Annotated in this window: 15 protein-coding genes; 4 read left to right on the plus strand and 11 right to left on the minus strand. The window is 73.0% G+C overall.

Annotated features, from left to right (window positions below; genetic code table 11):
- Positions 1-108: 108 nt before the first annotated feature.
- The 7 genes from ACLJTM_RS22270 to hrcA form a co-directional block, all read right to left on the minus strand.
- Complete coding sequence (locus ACLJTM_RS22270; protein WP_411105438.1) at positions 109-1,206, minus strand: carbohydrate kinase family protein; 1,098 nt, start codon at positions 1,204-1,206, stop codon at positions 109-111.
- Between the two features lie 281 nt (positions 1,207-1,487).
- Positions 1,488-2,393 carry a ribonuclease Z gene (locus ACLJTM_RS22275; RefSeq protein WP_411105439.1) on the minus strand — a complete coding sequence of 302 codons (906 nt, stop codon included), beginning with the start codon at positions 2,391-2,393 and terminating at the stop codon, positions 1,488-1,490.
- Positions 2,394-2,396: 3 nt separating this feature from the next.
- Positions 2,397-2,756 carry a histidine triad nucleotide-binding protein gene (locus ACLJTM_RS22280; RefSeq protein WP_411105441.1) on the minus strand — a complete coding sequence of 120 codons (360 nt, stop codon included), beginning with the start codon at positions 2,754-2,756 and terminating at the stop codon, positions 2,397-2,399.
- Between the two features lie 88 nt (positions 2,757-2,844).
- Positions 2,845-3,588, minus strand: coding sequence for a 16S rRNA (uracil(1498)-N(3))-methyltransferase (locus ACLJTM_RS22285; RefSeq protein ID WP_411105442.1), 744 nt, complete (start codon positions 3,586-3,588; stop codon positions 2,845-2,847).
- Positions 3,585-4,676, minus strand: coding sequence for a nitronate monooxygenase (locus tag ACLJTM_RS22290; RefSeq protein ID WP_411105443.1), 1,092 nt, complete (start codon positions 4,674-4,676; stop codon positions 3,585-3,587). Before ACLJTM_RS22290 ends, ACLJTM_RS22285 begins: the two co-directional genes overlap by 4 nt.
- A 168-nt stretch (positions 4,677-4,844) precedes the next feature.
- Positions 4,845-5,984, minus strand: coding sequence for a molecular chaperone DnaJ (gene dnaJ, locus ACLJTM_RS22295; RefSeq protein ID WP_411105444.1), 1,140 nt, complete (start codon positions 5,982-5,984; stop codon positions 4,845-4,847).
- Positions 5,985-7,001 (minus strand): heat-inducible transcriptional repressor HrcA, encoded by a 1,017-nt coding sequence (gene hrcA, locus ACLJTM_RS22300; protein WP_411105445.1) that lies wholly within the window; start codon positions 6,999-7,001, stop codon positions 5,985-5,987.
- Positions 7,002-7,148: 147 nt separating this feature from the next.
- Here hrcA and ACLJTM_RS22305 point away from each other — a divergent pair, with 147 nt between their 5' ends.
- The 3 genes from ACLJTM_RS22305 to ACLJTM_RS22315 all read left to right on the plus strand — a co-directional run bounded on the left by ACLJTM_RS22305 (position 7,149) and on the right by ACLJTM_RS22315 (position 9,384).
- The gene (locus tag ACLJTM_RS22305) at positions 7,149-7,874 is read left to right on the plus strand and encodes an MBL fold metallo-hydrolase (RefSeq protein ID WP_411105446.1); all 726 of its coding nucleotides are present in this window, start codon (positions 7,149-7,151) and stop codon (positions 7,872-7,874) included.
- A gap of 28 nt (positions 7,875-7,902) precedes the next feature.
- Positions 7,903-8,703, plus strand: coding sequence for a DUF3097 domain-containing protein (locus ACLJTM_RS22310; protein WP_411105447.1), 801 nt, complete (start codon positions 7,903-7,905; stop codon positions 8,701-8,703).
- A 132-nt stretch (positions 8,704-8,835) separates the two neighbouring features.
- Complete coding sequence (locus tag ACLJTM_RS22315; protein ID WP_411105449.1) at positions 8,836-9,384, plus strand: hypothetical protein; 549 nt, start codon at positions 8,836-8,838, stop codon at positions 9,382-9,384.
- A 77-nt stretch (positions 9,385-9,461) separates the two neighbouring features.
- Here the strand turns inward: ACLJTM_RS22315 and hemW are convergent, their stop codons facing one another.
- From hemW to lepA, 3 genes are all read right to left on the minus strand, one after another.
- Positions 9,462-10,694, minus strand: coding sequence for a radical SAM family heme chaperone HemW (hemW, locus tag ACLJTM_RS22320; RefSeq protein WP_411105450.1), 1,233 nt, complete (start codon positions 10,692-10,694; stop codon positions 9,462-9,464).
- A gap of 56 nt (positions 10,695-10,750) precedes the next feature.
- A complete protein-coding gene (locus ACLJTM_RS22325; RefSeq protein ID WP_411105451.1) occupies positions 10,751-12,643 on the minus strand; it encodes an AMP-dependent synthetase/ligase in 1,893 nt (630 codons plus the stop codon).
- A 258-nt stretch (positions 12,644-12,901) separates the two neighbouring features.
- Positions 12,902-14,767, minus strand: coding sequence for a translation elongation factor 4 (lepA, locus tag ACLJTM_RS22330; RefSeq protein ID WP_411105452.1), 1,866 nt, complete (start codon positions 14,765-14,767; stop codon positions 12,902-12,904).
- Between the two features lie 257 nt (positions 14,768-15,024).
- On the opposite strand from lepA, the gene rpsT reads away from it, so the two are divergent.
- Positions 15,025-15,291 carry a 30S ribosomal protein S20 gene (gene rpsT / locus ACLJTM_RS22335; RefSeq protein ID WP_411105453.1) on the plus strand — a complete coding sequence of 89 codons (267 nt, stop codon included), beginning with the start codon at positions 15,025-15,027 and terminating at the stop codon, positions 15,289-15,291.
- A gap of 1,075 nt (positions 15,292-16,366) precedes the next feature.
- Here the strand turns inward: rpsT and holA are convergent.
- Positions 16,367-17,359, minus strand: a complete 993-nt coding sequence (gene holA, locus ACLJTM_RS22340) for a DNA polymerase III subunit delta (protein ID WP_411105454.1) — start codon at positions 17,357-17,359, stop codon at positions 16,367-16,369.
- Positions 17,360-17,431 lie beyond the last annotated feature (72 nt).

Raw genomic sequence — 17,431 nt, forward strand, 5'->3', positions numbered from 1 at the left:
TACCTCCCGCTGAGGGGCCGCGCCGATCGACGACCGCCGGACTACCAAGCCTACGTCTCCGTCCCGGCTTCCCCGAGGGGTTTTCCCTCCCGTTCCGTGCCCCGCACCCTACGCGGAGTGGCGGAAGCCGATCGTCGGCACCGCCCGGCGGCGCGCGGCCGGGGTCGAACCCTGCGGGATCAGGGCGTCGAGGAATCCGTAGCGCCCGCGCAGCGCCTCGGGCGCGGCCCGCCACCAGTGGGCCACCTCGGGCCAGCCGGGGGCCGACAGAGAGCCGCCGAACTCCTGGACCGACAGGGCCGCCGTCAGCCCGGCGAAGGCCAGCCGGTCGGCGAGCGGCCATCCGGCGAGCGTGCCGGTGACGAAGCCCGCCACGTACACGTCCCCCGCGCCGGTGGGGTCCAGGGCGTCCACCGCGATCCCGGGGACATGGGCCGTCTCGCCGGTGCGCCCGTCCACCGCGTACGAGCCCTCCGCGCCCATGGTCACCACGGCGACCGGCACCTTCTCGGCCAGCTGCCGGGCCGCGGCCCGCGGGCAGTCCGTCCGGGTGTAGCGCATCGCCTCCCCCGCGTTCGGCAGGAAGGCCTCGCAGTGCTCCAGGTCCGCCAGGCCGTCCAGGTCCCAGCGGCCGCTCTCGTCCCAGCCCACGTCGGCGAAGACCCGCGCCCCGCGCCGCGCCGCCTCCGCCACCCACGGCTCGCCCCGGCCGGGTCCGAGGGAGGCCACGGCCGCCCGGGTGCGCGGCGGGCACTGCGGGAAGGGGCCGGGGCCGGCCGGCGGCGGGGCCTCGTGGCCGTGCGAGACCATGGTGCGCTCGCCCTCGTAGGCCATGGAGACCGTGACGGGGCTGTGCCAGCCGGGGACGGTCCGCGACATGGACAGGTCGATGCCCTCGCCCTGTTCGAGGGCGTCCCAGCAGTACTCGCCGTAGTGGTCGTCCCCGAAGGCGGCGGCGAGCGAGGTGCGCAGGCCGAGCCGGGCGAGGGCGGTGGCCATGTTGGCCACGCCCCCCGGGGAGGAGCCCATGCCGCGCGCCCAGGACTCCGTGCCGCGCACCGGGGCCGAGTCAAGGCCCGTGAAGATGATGTCGAGGAAGACCGTTCCGGTCAGGAAGACGTCGCAGCCCGGTTCCTGGGGGTCGCGCAGCGGACCGAGCGGATCCACTGCTGCGTCGCGGCTGGTGAGGCTGTCCCGACTGGTCACGGTGTACTCCCCGGATTCTTTGCGCGTGCGGCCGATGCCTTGAAGGTTCGTTTCTGCATCAGGGTTTTCCAGGCAAAGCTGGCAGCCTTGCCCGACCCGGACTTGTCCAAAACCTAGTGTGTCGCAGATCACTTCGGGAAGGCTCTTCCGTCAACTCCGCCCGCCTGATGGACCCGGGCCCCGCCCGCTCCGGCGACACCCCACGCACCCTCAGGACCATCCGTGCCCGTCCGCACCCCGGCGGCCCGCCGGATCCGCGGACGGGTCCGCGGGGACGCCCGCTAGCGGCGCTTGGGCAGGGGGATCCGGGCGAGGTCCTCGGCCACGGTGAGCCCGCCCTCGAAGCCCGCCGCGCGCGCCTGGCGCGCGAACTGCGCGGGGTCCGGGTACCGCTGGGAGAAGTGCGTCAGCACCAGGTGCCGTACGCCCGCGTCCCGCGCGACCCGGCCCGCCTGGCCGGCGGTCAGGTGTCCGTGGTCGCGGGCCAGTTGTTCGTCCTCGTCCAGGAACGTGGACTCGATCACCAGCAGGTCGCAGCCCTCGGCGAGCGCGTCCACGCCGGGGCAGAGCCGGGTGTCCATGACGAAGGCGAACCGCTGGCCGCGCCGGACTTCGCTGACCTCGTCGAGGGTGACCCCGCGCAGGACGCCCTCGCGCAGGAGCGCGGCGACGTCCGGCCCCTTGATGCCGTGCTGCGCGAGCAGTTCGGGCAGCATCCTGCGCCCGTCGGGCTCGGTGAGCCGGTAGCCGAAGGACTCCACCGGGTGCGAGAGCAGCCGGGCCTCCAGGGTGTACGGGTCCCCCTGCACGAGGGGCCCGTCCCCGGCCACCGGCTCCTCGCGCAGGGCGACGGTCTCCCGGTAGGCGGTGGCGTGGCGCAGCCGGTCGAAGAACTTCTGCCCGGACGCCGGGTAGTGCGCGGTGACGGGGTGCGGGACCCGGTCGAGGTTGATCCGCTGGATCACCCCGGCGAGGCCGAGGCTGTGGTCACCGTGGAAGTGCGTGATGCAGATCCGGTTGATGTCGTGGGCGGCCACCCCGGCGCGCAGCATCTGCCGCTGGGTGCCCTCGCCGGGGTCGAAGAGGATGCCCTCGCCGTCCCAGCGCAGCAGGTAGCCGTTGTGGTTGCGGTGGCGGGTGGGCACCTGGCTGGCGGTGCCCAGCACCACGAACTCGCGTACGGACACGTGCTATCCCGGGGGCCACTGGAGGCCGCGGCCGCCGAGGACGTGCGCGTGGGCGTGGAAGACGGTCTGGCCGGCGCCGGCCCCGATGTTGAAGACGATCCGGTACCCGTGCTCGGTGATCCCCTCGTCGAGGGCGACCTGGCCGGCCTCGCGCAGCACGTCGGCGGCGATGCCCGGTTCGGCGGCGGCCAGCGAGGCGGCGTCGGGGTGGTGCACCTTGGGGATCACGAGCACGTGTGTGGGTGCCTGCGGGTTGATGTCGCGGAAGGCCACGGTCGTGGCGGACTCGCGGACCACGGCCGCCGGGACCTCCCCCGCGACGATCTTGCAGAACAGGCAGTCGGCCTGCGGTTCCCCGGCCATGGCTTCGCCTCCGTGTCGGTGATCGGTCCGGGCATCGTATCCCCGGGTCCGATCATGCGGGCTCCCCGGCCCGGCCGGGAGGGGCGGTCTAGGACCAGCGTCCGGTGCGGGCCAGCAGGACCGCCACGGCCGCGGTACCCGCCGTGGAGGTGCGCAGGACGGACGGGCCGAGCCGGCAGGGGCGGGCTCCGGCGGCCGCGAAGGCGGCCAGCTCGTCCGGGGAGACCCCGCCCTCGGGGCCGACCACCAGCACGATGGAGCCGGTGGCCGGGAGCTCTGCGGTGGCCAGCGCGCCCGAGGGGGCCTCGCGGTCCTCGTGGAGGACGACCGCCAGGTCGGCTCCGGCCAGCAGCGCCGCCGCCTGCTTGGTGGTGACGGGCTCCGCCACCTCGGGGAAGCGGACGCGGCGGGACTGCTTGCCCGCCTCCCGGGCGGTGGCCCGCCACTTGGCGAGGGACTTCGCCCCGCGCTCGCCGCGCCACTGCGTGATGCACCGCGAGGCCTGCCAGGGCACGATCGCGTCCACGCCCGTCTCGGTCATGGTCTCGACGGCCACCTCGCCCCGGTCCCCCTTGGGCAGGGCCTGGAGCACGGTGATCCGTACCGGCGGCTCGGCCTCCCGCCCGGTCGCGGACACCGTCACCGTCAGCCGGTCCTTGCCCTCGGCCGCCTTCACGACCGCGTCGGCCCAGCCGCCCCGTCCGTCGGTCAGGACCAGTGCCTCGCCCGGTTTCAGCCGCTTCACGGACACCGCGTGCCGGCCCTCGGGGCCCTCCAGGACGCATTCGGGTCCGGTGGGGACCTCTTCGACCACGAACACGGGGGCGGTCATGACGTACTCCTCATCTGCACCATCTGCAACGCACTCTGCGCCTGCGCCAGTTCGGCGGCCAGGACTTCGACGAGCTCCCCCGCCGGCAGCGCCCGCACCAGCCGGTGCCCCTGGCCCGCCCACAGGGCCATGCCCTGCGGGTCCCCGGCCGCGGCGGCCGCCTTGCGCAGCCCGGAGGTCATGTGGTGGATCTGCGGGTAGGCCGCCGGGGCGTACGGCCCGTGCTCCCGCATGAAGCGGTTCACCAGGCCGCGCGCCGGCCGCCCGGAGAAGGCCCGGGTCAGTTCCGTCCGCACGAACAGCGGGTCCGTCAGCGCCTTCTTGTGCAGCGGGTGGGCCCCGGACTCCGGGCAGGGCAGGAAGGCCGTGCCGAGCTGCGCCGCCTCCGCGCCCGCCGCGAGCAGCGCTGCGATCTGCGAGCCCCGCACCAGTCCGCCCGCGGCCACGATCGGCAGGGCGGCCGCCTCGCGGACCTGGGCCACCAGGGCGAGCAGTCCCACCGCTGCCGTGCCGTCGGCCTGCGGGTCGTCGCGGTGGGTGCCTTGGTGGCCGCCCGCCTCCACGCCCTGGACGCAGAGGCAGTCGGCGCCCGCGGCCTGGGCGGCTTGGGCCTCCTCGACGGAGGTCACGGTGACGACGGTGTACGTACCGGCCTTGCGCAGGGCGGCCAGGACCTCGGGCGCGGGGCAGCCGAAGGTGAAGGAGACGACCGGGACCGGGTCTTCGAGAAGGATGGCGAGTTTGGCCTCGTAGCCGTCGTCACCGGTGCCCGTGGTGTCCTCTTCGGCCAGGGAGACGGCGTACCAGCTCGCCTCGCCCGCCAGCTGCCCCCGGTACGCCTCCACGGCGGCCGGGTCCACGTATCCCGTCTGCGGCATGAAGAGGTTGACGCCGAAGGGGCGCCGGGTGAGCGCGCGCAGGTGCGTGATCTCCTGGTACATGCCGTCCGCGGTCTTGTAGCCGCCGGCCAGGAAGCCCAGCCCGCCCGCCTCGCACACGGCGGCGGCGAGCGGCGGGCACGAGGCGCCGCCCGCCATGGGAGCCTGCACGATCGGGTACGGGGAGAGACCGTTCAGTGCGGTGGACATGGTCTGCATCGTGCCATGTCCCGCTCATCGCGCCGAATCACGGCATTCGCCTGGCATAGTCCGCTTCCCCGCCGCCCCGGGACCGGCCGCACCGGCTCCGGGGCCCATGCGCCGAGCCCGGCCCCGGAGCATCCCGGGGCCGGGCTCGTACGTCAGGGGGCGGGCCGGTCAGCGGCCGTTGAAGGCGTCCTTCAGGCGGCTGAACAGACCCTGCTGCCCGGGCGCGAACTGGCCCGTGGGCCGCTCCTCGCCGCGCAGCTTCGCCAGCTGGCGCAGCAGTTCCTCCTGCTGTGCGTCCAGCTTGCTCGGGGTGGTGACCTCGACGTGCACGATGAGGTCGCCGCGTCCCCCGCCGCGCAGGTGGGTGACGCCGCGTCCGTGCAGCGGGATCGCCTGGCCGGACTGGGTGCCGGGCCGGATGTCGATCTCCTCCAGCCCGTCCAGCGTCTCCAGCGGGCACTTGGTGCCCAGCGAGGCGGCCGTCATCGGGATCGTGACCGTGCAGTGCAGGTCGTCCCCGCGCCGCTGGAAGGTCGGGTGCGGCAGTTCGTGGATCTCCACGTACAGGTCGCCGGCGGGGCCGCCGCCGGGGCCGACCTCGCCTTCGCCCGCGAGCTGGATGCGGGTGCCGTTCTCGACACCGGCCGGGATCTTGACCGTGAGGCTGCGGCGGGAGCGGACCCGTCCGTCGCCCGCGCACTCGGGGCACGGGGTCGGGACCACGGTGCCGAAGCCCTGGCACTGCGGGCAGGGGCGCGAGGTCATGACCTGGCCCAGGAAGGACCGGGTGACCTGCGACACCTCACCGCGACCGCGGCACATGTCACATGTCTGCGCGGAGGTACCGGGCGCGGCCCCCTCGCCGGAGCAGGTGGTGCAGATCACGGCCGTGTCGACCTGGATGTCCTTGGTGGTCCCGAAGGCCGCCTCGTCCAGCTCCAGGTCGAGGCGGATCATGGCGTCCTGGCCGCGGCGGGTCCGCGAGCGCGGGCCGCGCTGCTGGCTCTGGCCGAAGAAGGCGTCCATGATGTCGGAGAAGTTGCCGAAGCCGCCCGCTCCGAAGCCGCCGGCCCCGCCACCGCCGCCCGAGGAGGACAGCGGGTCCCCGCCGAGGTCGTAGACCTGCTTCTTCTGCGGGTCCGAGAGCACCTCGTAGGCCGCGTTGATCTCCTTGAAGCGCTCCTGCGTCTTCGGGTCCGGATTGACGTCCGGGTGGAGTTCGCGGGCGAGGCGACGGAAGGCCTTCTTGATCTCGTCCTGCGATGCGTCGCGGCGCACGCCGAGAACGGCGTAGTAGTCCGTGGCCACTTACGACTCCGCCAGGATCTGTCCGACGTAACGTGCCACTGCGCGTACCGCTCCCATCGTTCCGGGGTAGTCCATGCGGGTCGGTCCGACCACGCCGAGTTTGGCGACTGCTTCGCCGCCCGAACCGTAACCGACCGAGACGACCGACGTGGAGTTCAGCCCCTCGTAGGCGTTCTCATGCCCGATCCGTACGGCCATTCCCGACTCGTTGGCCTCGCCCAGCAGCTTGAGGAGCACGACCTGCTCCTCCAGCGCTTCGAGCACCGGCCTGATCGTCAGGGGAAAATCGTGTCCGAAGCGGGTGAGATTGGCGGTTCCGCCGATCATCAGCCGTTCCTCGGCTTCCTCGACCAGGGTTTCGAGGAGCGTGGCGAGCACGGTGGAGACCGTGCCGCGGTCCTCGGCCTCGAAGGACTCGGGCAGGTCCTGGACGAGCGGGGGGACGTCGGTGAAGCGGCGGCCGACCACCCTGCTGTTGAGCCGGGCCCGCAGGTCGGCGAGGGAGGCCTCGCCGAAGGGGCTCGGGCAGTCGATCAGCCGCTGCTCGACGCGTCCCGTGTCCGTGATCAGTACGAGCATCAGGCGGGCGGGAGCGAGCGCGAGCAGCTCCACGTGCCGGACGGTCGAACGGGTCAGGCTCGGGTACTGGACGACGGCGACCTGGCGGGTGAGCTGCGCCAGCAGCCGCACCGTACGGCCGACCACGTCGTCGAGGTCGACGGCGCCGTCCAGGAAGTTCTGGATGGCCCGGCGCTCGGGCGACGACAGGGGCTTGACCCCCGCCAGCCGGTCGACGAAGAGGCGGTAGCCCTTGTCGGTGGGGATGCGGCCGGCGCTGGTGTGGGGCTGGGCGATGTAGCCCTCCTCCTCCAGCACGGCCATGTCGTTGCGCACGGTGGCGGGTGAGACGCCGAGCCGGTGCCGCTCGGTGAGCGCCTTGGAGCCGACCGGCTCCTCCGTCCCGACGTAGTCCTGGACGATGGCGCGCAGCACTTCGAGTCTGCGTTCACTGAGCATCGCGCACACCTCCAGCTGTGGTCCGTTGCCGAGTTCGTAGCCTGCTGTCTGGCACTCTGAGCATTCGAGTGCCAGAGAACCCCCGCTCAGTGTACGGCCGGGTGGCAAGACCCTGGCAAGGGCGGCCCGCCACGGTAGCGTCGCGGCATGGACGTGCGATGGGAAGAGCAGGGCTGGGAAGAGCTGTCCGGGCGGTCCGGCCGCAGGCGGCTCCCGGTGTGGGATTGCACGGCGGGACTGGTGGTGGGGGACGATTCGGTGCTCCTGATCGACCCCGGGTCCTGTGTCCGCGAAGGGGTGGAACTGCGGGAGCAGGCGGAGCGGCTCACCGGCCGCCGGGTGACCCATATCGCATTCACACACGGACATTTCGACCATGTGCTGGGGGCGGCCGCCTTCGCCGGCGCCGAGGTGTTCGGTGCGGTGGGCCTCGACGGGGTGCTCGCCCGGGACGTCGACGAACTGCGGGAGGGCGCGGTGCGGCAGGGGCTGGCCGAGGACGAGGCCGCCGAGGCGGCGGACGCGCTGGTGCTGCCGCGCCATCCGGTCAGCGGCGAGTGGACGCTGGACCTCGGCGGGGTGCAGGTGCTGCTGGCGAACGTGGGGCCCGGCCACACCGGGCACGACCTGGCCGTCTTCGTGCCGGGCGACCGCGAGGTGGTCTTCTGCGGGGACCTGGTGGAGGAGTCCGGTGCGCCCCAGGCGGGCCCGGACGCCGTTCCGGGGCAGTGGCCCGCCGCCCTGGACCGGCTGCTGTCGCTGGGCGGGGAGGACGCGCTGTACGTACCGGGTCACGGAGCGGTGGTCGATGCGGCCTTCGTCCGTGGGCAACGCGCCACACTGGCCGCTCGTTTCGGCGTGTCGCAGGCGTGACGGCGACCGCTCTCCTACTGTCGGCCGGATGCGCGAGTACTCCCCCGACCTGACCCCCCAGTGGAAGCGCCCGAAGGCCGTGCCGGAGGTGGCGGCGGAAGCCGACCTGGTGGTCGAGGTCGCCGGTACGGACTTCTGCGGGGCGGTGGTGTCCTGCGAGGCCGGCACGGTCACCCTGGAGGACCGTTTCGGCAAGCGCCGGGTCTTCCCGATGGAGCCCTGCGGTTTCCTGCTGGACGGGGCCGCGGTCACCCTGGTCCGCCCGTCGCGGGCGCCGGCGGCCCCGGCGCGCACCGCGTCCGGGTCGATCGCCGTCCCGGGAGCGCGGGCGCGGGTGGCCCGCGCGGGCCGCATCTACGTGGAGGGCCGGCACGACGCCGAGCTGGTGGAGCGGGTGTGGGGCGACGACCTGCGGATCGAGGGCGTGGTGGTGGAGTACCTGGAGGGCATCGACGACCTCCCGGCCGTGGTGGCCGAGTTCGGGCCCGCGCCGGACGCCCGCCTGGGGGTGCTGGTGGACCACCTGGTGCCGGGCTCCAAGGAGTCCCGGATCGCCGCGTCGGTGACCTCGCCCGACGTCCTGATCGTGGGGCACCCGTATGTGGACGTCTGGCAGGCGGTGAAGCCCTCCGCGCTGGGCATCGCGGCCTGGCCGGTCGTCCCGCGCGGCCAGGACTGGAAGACGGGCATCTGCCGGGCCCTGGGCTGGCCGGAGAACACCGGGGCCGCCTGGCAGCACATCCTGTCCCGGGTGGGCTCGTACCGGGACCTGGAGCCCACCCTGCTGGGCGCGGTGGAACACCTCATCGACCACGTCACCGCGCCCTAGTGCGGTGACCGGACACGTCCCGTCCGCGGGGCTGCGGCGGCCTCCGGGTCACGATTGCGGCGAAACCCCTCGCGGGGGAATCTCCGTTCATATGATGTGCCTCCTTTGAGTGACTTTCCGGTGGGGGCACCTATGTACGGCAACGACAGCAGCAGCGACGGTTCGAGAAGCCGCAGACGTCCCGGGGACCGGATCCGGCGGGCCCTGACCGCCCTCCTGGTGGCCGGCGCAGCCGTCGCCTGCGGTCCGGGCGCGACCGAGGGGCCCGCGGTGTCCGCCCCGCCTGCGATCACCTCGGCGGCCCCGACGACGGCCCCGCCGGCGCCCACGCCGTCCCCGACCCCGCCGCCCTCGCCGACGCCCACGGCCGCCCCCACGAAGGCCCCGGCCCCGGCCCCGCCGGCCGCCACCACCGCCCCGGCCTCCGGGGCCGGCCAGAAGGCGCCTGCCGCCCCCACGACCCGGGCGGCGGCCAAACCCGCGCCCCAGCCCACGACCAAGGCCCCGGCGCCTTCGGCCCCGCCCGCGGCAGCGGACTGCGAGATCGTCTCGAACGCGGGGAACTGCTACAACGCGGGCCAGTTCTGCCGCAAGGCCGACATCGGCCGCTCCACACACGCCGGGAACGGCCGGATGATCCACTGCCGCCAGGACGGCAGCCAGGCGCGCTGGGGCTACTAGCGCCCAGCCGGCGGCTGCATGCAGCTACGCACGGCTGCCTGTGGCCATGGCTGCGGCCGCCTGCGGTGGTCCGCGACCTAGTCGACCAGGTCGCGGACCACCGCGTCGGCCAGGAGGCGGCCGCGGAGCGTCAGGACGGCGCGGCCCTCCCCGTACGGACCCGGCTCCAGCAGGCCGTCCGCGAGGGCGCGCCCGGCGGCGGCGAGACCGGCCGGGGCGAGCAGCGACAGCGGGCAGCCGTCCACCAGCCGCAGCTCCAGCAGGATCCGCTCGACCCGGCGGTCCTCCGCCGACAGCAGCTCGCGTCCGGCGCCCGGGGAGCGGCCCTCCGCCAGGGCGGCCGCGTACGCACCGGGGTGCTTCACGTTCCACCAGCGCACCCCGCCCACGTGCGAGTGCGCGCCCGGGCCCGCGCCCCACCAGTCGGCCCCGCGCCAGTACAGCTCGTTGTGCAGGCAGCGCCCGGCGTCCGAGGCGGCCCAGTTCGAGACCTCGTACCAGGAGTAGCCGGCCCGCGCCATGACCTCGTCCGCGATCAGGTACCGGTCGGCGTGCACGTCGTCGTCGGTCATCGGGACCTCGCCGCGGCGGATCCGGCGGGCCAGCTGGGTGCCCTCCTCCACGATCAGCGCGTAGGCGGAGACGTGGTCGGGCCCGGCCCCCAGGGCCGCGGCCAGGGAGTCCCGCCAGTCCTGGTCGGTCTCCCCCGGCGTGCCGTAGATCAGGTCCAGGTTGACGTGCTCGAAGCCCGCCGCCCGCGCCTCCGCGACGCAGGCCTCGGGGCGCCCCGGGGTGTGCGTGCGGTCGAGGACCTTCAGGACGTGCTGCTTGGCACTCTGCATGCCGAAGGAGACCCGGTTGAAGCCGCCCGCCCGCAGTTCGGCCAGGTACCGCGGGTCCACCGACTCCGGGTTGGCCTCGGTGGTGATCTCGGCGTCCGCGGCCAGGCCGAACTCGTCCCGGATCACCGCGAGCATCCGTACGAGGTCGCCGGCCGGCAGCAGCGTCGGGGTGCCGCCGCCGACGAAGACGGTGCGGACGGGCCGGGGGTCGTCGCCGAGCACCTTGCGGGCGAGGCGGACCTCGTCGGCCAGGGTGTCGGCGTAGTTCTCCCGCGAGGCGAGCACGCCGCCGCTGCCGCGCAGCTCGGTCGCGGTGTAGGTGTTGAAGTCGCAGTACCCGCAGCGGGTGGCGCAGTACGGAACGTGCAGGTAGAACCCGAGCGGCCGGTCCCCGGCACCCGCCAGGGCGTGCGACGGCAGCGAGCCGTCTTCGGGCATGGGTTCACCGTCGGGCAGTGCGGAAGGCATGCACCCATTGTCCCGCACTGCCCGAAGGTCGTTGACGGCGCGGCGCCGCCGGCCGGCTACGCCTCGCGGGAACCCTCGTACATCTCGTCGATGAGGTGCTTGAACTCGCGCTCGACGGCCGGGCGCTTCAGCTTGAGGCTCGGGGTGAGGTCGCCGTGCTCGACGTCGAGGTCCCGCGGCAGGATCCGGAACTTCTTGACCGTCTGCCAGCGCTGCAGGCCCTCGTTGAGGGTCTGGACGTAGGTCTCGACCATGCGGGCGGTCTCCGGTGCGGCGAGCACCTCCTGGTAGGTCCTGCCCTCCAGGCCGTTCTCCGCCGCCCAGACGAGGAGCGCCTGCTCGTCGAGGGCGATCAGTGCCGAGCAGAAGTTCCGGTCGGCGCCGTGCACCACGATGCTGGAGACGTACGGGCAGATCGCCTTGAACTGGCCCTCGACCTCCGCCGGGGCGACGTACTTGCCGCCCGAGGTCTTGATCAGGTCCTTCTTGCGGTCGGTGATGCGCAGGTAGCCGTCCGCCGAGAGCTCGCCGATGTCGCCGGTGTGCAGCCAGCCGTCGGACTCCAGCACCTCGGAGGTCTTGTCCGGCAGCCTGTGGTAGCCCTGCATGATGCCGGGGCTGCGCAGCATGACCTCGCCGTCGTCGGCGATGCGGACCTCGGTGCCGGGGAGCGGCTTGCCGACGGTGCCGGTGCGGTAGGCCTCGCCCGGGTTGACGAAGGAGGCCGCGCTGGACTCCGTCAGGCCGTAGCCCTCCAGGATGTGGATGCCGGCGCCGGCGAAGAAGTAGCCGATCTCGGGGGCCAGGGCGGCGGAGCCGGAGACGGCGGCGCGGAACCTGCCGCCGAAGGCCTCGCGGATCTTGGCGTAGACGAGCGCGTCGGCGATCTTGTGCTTGGTGGTGAGGCCGAAGGGGGCGGTGGCCTGGCCGGTACGGCGGAAGTTGTCCTGGGTGACCTTGGCGTACTCGCGGGCGACGCCCACCGACCACTGGAAGATCTTGTACTTGGCTCCGCCGCCTGCCTTCGCCTTGGCGGCCACGCCGTTGTAGACCTTCTCGAAGATGCGCGGGACGGCCGCCATGTAGGTCGGCTGCACGATCGGCAGGTTGGTGATGATCTTGTCGATCCGGCCGTCGACGGCGGTGACGTGCCCGACCTCGATCTGTCCGGAGGTCAGCACCTTGCCGAAGACGTGTGCCAGCGGCAGCCACAGGTACTGGACGTCGTCCTTGGTCATCAGGCCGGTGGCGACGGTGGCCTTGGCCATGTACGACCAGTTGTCGTGCGGCAGCCGCACGCCCTTGGGGCGCCCGGTGGTGCCGGAGGTGTAGATGAGGGTGGCGAGCTGGTCGGCGGTGATGGCCGCGATGCGCTCCTTGACCGCCTCGGGGTGCTCGGCCAGGTACGCCTTGCCGCGCTCCTCCAGGTCGGCGAGGGAGAGCACCCAGCCCTCCGGGTCGCCCTCGGCGGCGACGGCGCCGGCCGCGTCGATGACCACCACATGCCGGAGGTTCGGCAGGTCGGCCCGGCGCTCGCGCGCCTTCGCCAGCTGCACGGCGTCCTCGGCGATCAGCAGCCGGCTCTCGGAGTCCGCGAGGATGTACGCCGACTCCTCCGCGTTGGTGCTGGGGTAGATCGTGGTGACCGCGCCGCCCGCGCACATCACACCGAGGTCGGCGAGGATCCACTCGACACGGGTGTTGGAGGCCAGCGCGACCCGGTCCTCGGCCTGGAGGCCGAGGTCGGCGAGTCCGGCGGCGATGGCGAAAACCCGCTCGGCCGCCTGGCCCCAGCTGAGCGACTTCCAGTCGTCGGGGGCGCCCGGACCACCGGCCGAGGGCACCGGGAACCGGTAGGCCTCGCTGTCCGGCGTGGCGGCGACGCGCTCAAGGAAGAGGGCCGCCACGGTGGGCGGACGGTTCTCGATCATGGTCTGTGTGTCGCTCACGACATCCTCCGGACCGGTCCACGCGGCAGGGCGTGGGCGTGGGGCGCTGGGGGCGCTTGGGACTGGCGGGTTTGCAGCCGCCAGTTTTTTAAACTGGCGAGTAACCATCGAGCGTGATCAGACTAAAGGCCGACCGGCCGGTGCGTAAGAGGCCGCGAGCAGCCGGTTCATAACGAAAGAGGCCCCCGCGCTGACGCGTGGGGGCCTGATTCCGTTCCGTGTCCGGACGGGGTCGGTCCGTGGACCGGTCCGGGCGGGCTACTTCTTCTTGCCGCCGGACTCGTCGCTGGACAGGACCGCGATGAAGGCCTCCTGCGGGACCTCGACGGAGCCGACCATCTTCATCCGCTTCTTGCCTTCCTTCTGCTTCTCCAGCAGCTTCCGCTTACGGGAGATGTCACCGCCGTAGCACTTGGCGAGGACGTCCTTGCGGATGGCGCGGATGGTCTCGCGGGCGATGACCCGGGAGCCGATCGCGGCCTGGATCGGCACCTCGAAGGCCTGCCGCGGGATGAGCTCGCGCAGCTTCGCGACGAGGCGCACGCCGTAGGCGTAGGCGGCGTCCTTGTGCGTGACGGCCGAGAAGGCGTCGACCTTGTCGCCGTGCAGCAGGATGTCGACCTTGACGAGGCTGCCGGACTGCTCGCCCGTGGGCTCGTAGTCGAGGGAGGCGTAGCCGCGGGTCTTGGACTTCAGCTGGTCGAAGAAGTCGAAGACGATCTCCGCGAGCGGCAGGGTGTAGCGGATCTCGACGCGGTCCTCGGAGAGGTAGTCCATGCCGAGGAGGGTGCCGCGGCGCTGCTGGCACAGCTCCATGATCGCGCCGATGAACTCGGTGGGCGCGAGCACGGTGGCCCGCACGACCGGCTCGAACACGTCCGAGATCTTGCCCTCGGGGAACTCGCTCGGGTTGGTGACGGTGACTTCCTTGCCGTCCTCCATGACCACCCGGTAGACCACGTTGGGCGCGGTGGCGATCAGGTCGAGGCCGAACTCGCGCTCCAGGCGCTCGCGGACCACGTCCAGGTGCAGCAGGCCGAGGAAGCCCACGCGGAAGCCGAAGCCGAGGGCCGCCGAGGTCTCCGGCTCGTACACCAGCGCGGCGTCGTTGAGCTGGAGCTTGTCCAGGGCCTCACGCAGGTCCGGGTAGTCGGAGCCGTCGAGCGGGTACAGGCCGGAGAAGACCATCGGCCGCGGGTCCTTGTAGCCGCCCAGGGCCTCGGTCGCACCGTTGTGCAGGCTGGTGATGGTGTCACCGACCTTCGACTGCCGGACGTCCTTCACGCCGGTGATGATGTAGCCCACTTCGCCGACGCCGATGCCGTCGGAGGGGGTCATCTCCGGAGAGGAGACACCGATCTCCAGCAGCTCGTGGGTGGCGCCGGTCGACATCATCCGGATGCGCTCGCGCTTGCTCAGCTGCCCGTCGACCACACGGACGTAGGTGACGACGCCGCGGTACGAGTCGTAGACCGAGTCGAAGATCATGGCGCGGGCCGGGGCGTCCTTGACGCCGACCGGGGCCGGGACCGTGGCGACGACCTTGTCCAGCAGGGCCTCGACACCCAGGCCGGTCTTCGCCGAGACGCGCAGCACGTCCTCGGGCTGGCAGCCGATGAGGTTCGCCAGCTCCTCGGCGAACTTCTCCGGCTGGGCGGCCGGCAGGTCGATCTTGTTCAGGACGGGGACGATCGCGAGGTCGTTCTCCATCGCCAGGTACAGGTTGGCGAGGGTCTGCGCCTCGATGCCCTGGGCGGCGTCCACCAGGAGCACGGTGCCTTCGCAGGCCGCGAGGGAACGCGAGACCTCGTAGGTGAAGTCGACGTGCCCGGGGGTGTCGATCATGTTGAGGATGTGGGTGCTGCCCTTGCCCTCGCCCTCCGTGGGCGCCCAGGGCAGACGGACCGCCTGGGACTTGATCGTGATGCCGCGCTCACGCTCGATGTCCATGCGGTCGAGGTACTGGGCGCGCATCTGCCGCTGGTCGACCACACCGGTGATCTGGAGCATCCGGTCGGCAAGGGTCGACTTGCCGTGGTCGATGTGCGCGATGATGCAGAAGTTGCGGATCAGCGCCGAGTCGGTACGGCTCGGCTCGGGCACGTGGCTGGGGATCGCGGGCACGCAGTGTCCTGATTCTCGGGTCGCAGTCGGAAGCGTCTTGCGGAGCGTCGGTCTCAGCGAAAGTCCGGCTCCCGTCGCTTTCGGCGGCGCGATGCGGATCTGTACGCAGACTCCCATGGTCCCATGGACGGGGCAGTGCGCTCGGTTTGGGCCGTCCGGAGCGTGCCTGGTAGCCTGGGCAGCTGTGTCTCGTATGCCCTCTCAGCTGTCGAGGCACGATCCGAAGCAAGAAACTCTGAACCTGAAAAGGCTCTTTCGTGGCGAACATCAAGTCCCAGATCAAGCGGAACAAGACGAACGAGAAGGCGCGCCTGCGCAACAAGGCCGTCAAGTCCTCGCTCAAGACCGCGATCCGCAAGGCCCGTGAGGCCGTCGTCGCCGGTGACGTCGAGAAGGCCACCACGGCTTCGCGTGACGCCGCGCGTGCGCTCGACAAGGCCGTCTCGAAGGGTGTCATCCACAAGAACGCCGCCGCCAACAAGAAGTCGGCGCTGGCCTCCAAGGTTGCCTCCCTTCAGGGCTGAGCTCCCTGATGTGATCGCCGGGCAGGACCCAGCGGGCCCTCTCTCCCGCTCCTGACCGGCACCCCGCGCCGCACACGAAGCGTTCGCCACGCGGGTGCGGCGCACACCGAGCAGTGACCGAAGGCCCCGGGCCTCCGTCCTTCCCCAGGACGAAAGCCCGGGGCCTTCGCGCTGCCCCCGCCCGCCGGGCCGGGCCGGGCCGGGCCGGAACAGCCAGGCCCGCGGCTCGGACCCGGCGCCGGGGCTGCCCGACACGAGCCGCGACAGAGCCGTACGGGCCGAGGCGGTGCGGCCGGACGGGCCGAGGCGGCCCATGCGGCAGGGCCGGGGCCGGGGCGCCGGGCCACGGCCGAGACCGCCGGTACGTCAGGCGGCACGGGCCGAGGCAGCCGAGGCGGTAGGGGCCGGGGCCGAGGTGGCCGGTGCGTCAGGCCGTACGGGCCGAGGCGGCCGAGGTGGCAGGGCCGGGGCGGCAGGCCGTACGGGCCGGGGCGGCCGAGGCGGCAGGCCGTACGGGCCGGGGCGGCAGGCCGTACGGGCGGGGCGGCCGGGCTGCCTGGCCGGCGGGTCGCAGCGTCCGGGCCTGGGGTTCGGTGGGACCGGTGCTGGGCGTGCCGGGTACGGGCCGCGGCGAGGCCGACTGGGCCGAGATCGCCGGTGCGGCAACACCGAACGGGCCGAAGCGCGTACGCCGGACTGGCCTAGGTTGCCGGGGCGGCCGAGCCGGACGGGCCGGAGCAGCCAGGCTGAACGGGCCGGAGCGGCAGGGCCTGACGGGCCGGGCCTGCCGGGCTCAACGGGTCGGAGCAGTCGGGCTGGAGCAGTCGGGCCGAACGGGCCGAAGCAGCCGAGCCGGACGAGCCGAAGCGGCCGGGCTGCCTGGCCGGCGGGCCGGCGGGCCGGCGGGCCGGCGGGTCGGACTGCAGCGGGTGGGGCCACGGCCGGGGGCTGAGGGGGCCGGGAGCGGCAGCAGGCCGGGCCCGGCGGGTCGGGCACACGGCCACGGACCCGCACGCAAGCCGCACCCCAGAGCCCGCCGCGGCTCAACCGGCGAGCGGGCCGGTGGGGGCAGGGGTCAGCGGCCGCCGGGGCGGGCTGCGCGGGCCACGGCCACCACGGCCTTCTCCAGGGCGTACTCGGGGTCGTCCCCGCCGCCCTTGACCCCCGCATCGGCCGCGGCCACGGCGCGCAGGGCGTCCGCGACCCCGTCCGCCGACCAGCCGCGCATCTGCTGGCGCACCCGGTCGATCTTCCACGGCGGCATGCCCAGCTCCCGGGCCAGGTCGCCGGGGCGGGCCCCGCGCGGGGCGGAGGCCAGTTTGCCGATGGCCCGTACCGCCTGGGCCAGCGCGCTGGTGATCAGCACCGGGGCCACTCCGGTGGACAGCGACCAGCGCAGGGCTTCGAGGGCCTCGGCCGCGCGGCCCTCCACGGCCCGGTCGGCGACCGTGAAGCTGGAGGCCTCCGCCCGACCCGTGTAGTAACGGCCCACCACGGCCTCGTCGATGGTGCCCTCGACGTCCGCGCACAACTGCGCCGCCGCACTGGCCAGCTCGCGCAGGTCGCTGCCGATCGCATCCACGAGGGTCTGGCCGGCCTCGGGCGTGGCCGACCGGCCCAGCGCGCGGAACTCCCCCCGCACGAAAGCCAGTCGGTCCGCCGCCTTGGTCATCTTCGGGCAGGCGATCTCCCGCGCGCCTGCCTTGCGGGCCGCGTCCAGCAGGCCCTTCCCCTTGACCCCGCCCGCGTGGAGCAGGACGAGGGAGATCTCCTCGAAGGGTGCCGCGAGGTACGCCTTGACTTCCTTGACCGTATCCGCGGAGAGGTCGTGCGCATTGCGCACGACCAGGACCTTGCGCTCGGAGAAGAGCGAAGGGCTGGTGAGCTCGGCGAGCGTGCCGGGCTGGAGCTGCTCGGAGGCGAGGTCGCGCACGTCGGTGTCGGCATCGGCGGCGCGGGCGGCCGCCACCACTTCCCGTACGACGCGGTCGAGCAGCAGGTCCTCCTGCCCCACCGCGAGGGTGAGCGGGGCGAGCGGATCGTCGGTGGAGTTCTTCCTGGTGGCCATCGCCTCCAGCATCCCATGCCGCACCGACAGTCCCCCGCGCTCCGGTCCTCCCCGCCGGATCCCCCAGAATGG

The organism is Streptomyces sp. cmx-4-9 (genome assembly GCF_046548835.1).
GTDB lineage: Bacteria > Actinomycetota > Actinomycetes > Streptomycetales > Streptomycetaceae > Streptomyces.

Coding starts and splice junctions, on each gene's coding strand:
- ACLJTM_RS22280 (WP_411105441.1), bottom strand. CDS start 2,756: ATGGCCGGGGAACCGCAGGCCGACTGCCTGTTCTGCAAGATCGTCGCG.
- ACLJTM_RS22310 (WP_411105447.1), top strand. CDS start 7,903: ATGCGCGAGTACTCCCCCGACCTGACCCCCCAGTGGAAGCGCCCGAAG.
- holA (WP_411105454.1), bottom strand. CDS start 17,359: ATGGCCACCAGGAAGAACTCCACCGACGATCCGCTCGCCCCGCTCACC.
- ACLJTM_RS22290 (WP_411105443.1), bottom strand. CDS start 4,676: ATGTCCACCGCACTGAACGGTCTCTCCCCGTACCCGATCGTGCAGGCT.
- hrcA (WP_411105445.1), bottom strand. CDS start 7,001: ATGCTCAGTGAACGCAGACTCGAAGTGCTGCGCGCCATCGTCCAGGAC.
- ACLJTM_RS22285 (WP_411105442.1), bottom strand. CDS start 3,588: ATGACCGCCCCCGTGTTCGTGGTCGAAGAGGTCCCCACCGGACCCGAA.
- ACLJTM_RS22305 (WP_411105446.1), top strand. CDS start 7,149: ATGGACGTGCGATGGGAAGAGCAGGGCTGGGAAGAGCTGTCCGGGCGG.
- hemW (WP_411105450.1), bottom strand. CDS start 10,694: ATGCCTTCCGCACTGCCCGACGGTGAACCCATGCCCGAAGACGGCTCG.
- ACLJTM_RS22315 (WP_411105449.1), top strand. CDS start 8,836: ATGTACGGCAACGACAGCAGCAGCGACGGTTCGAGAAGCCGCAGACGT.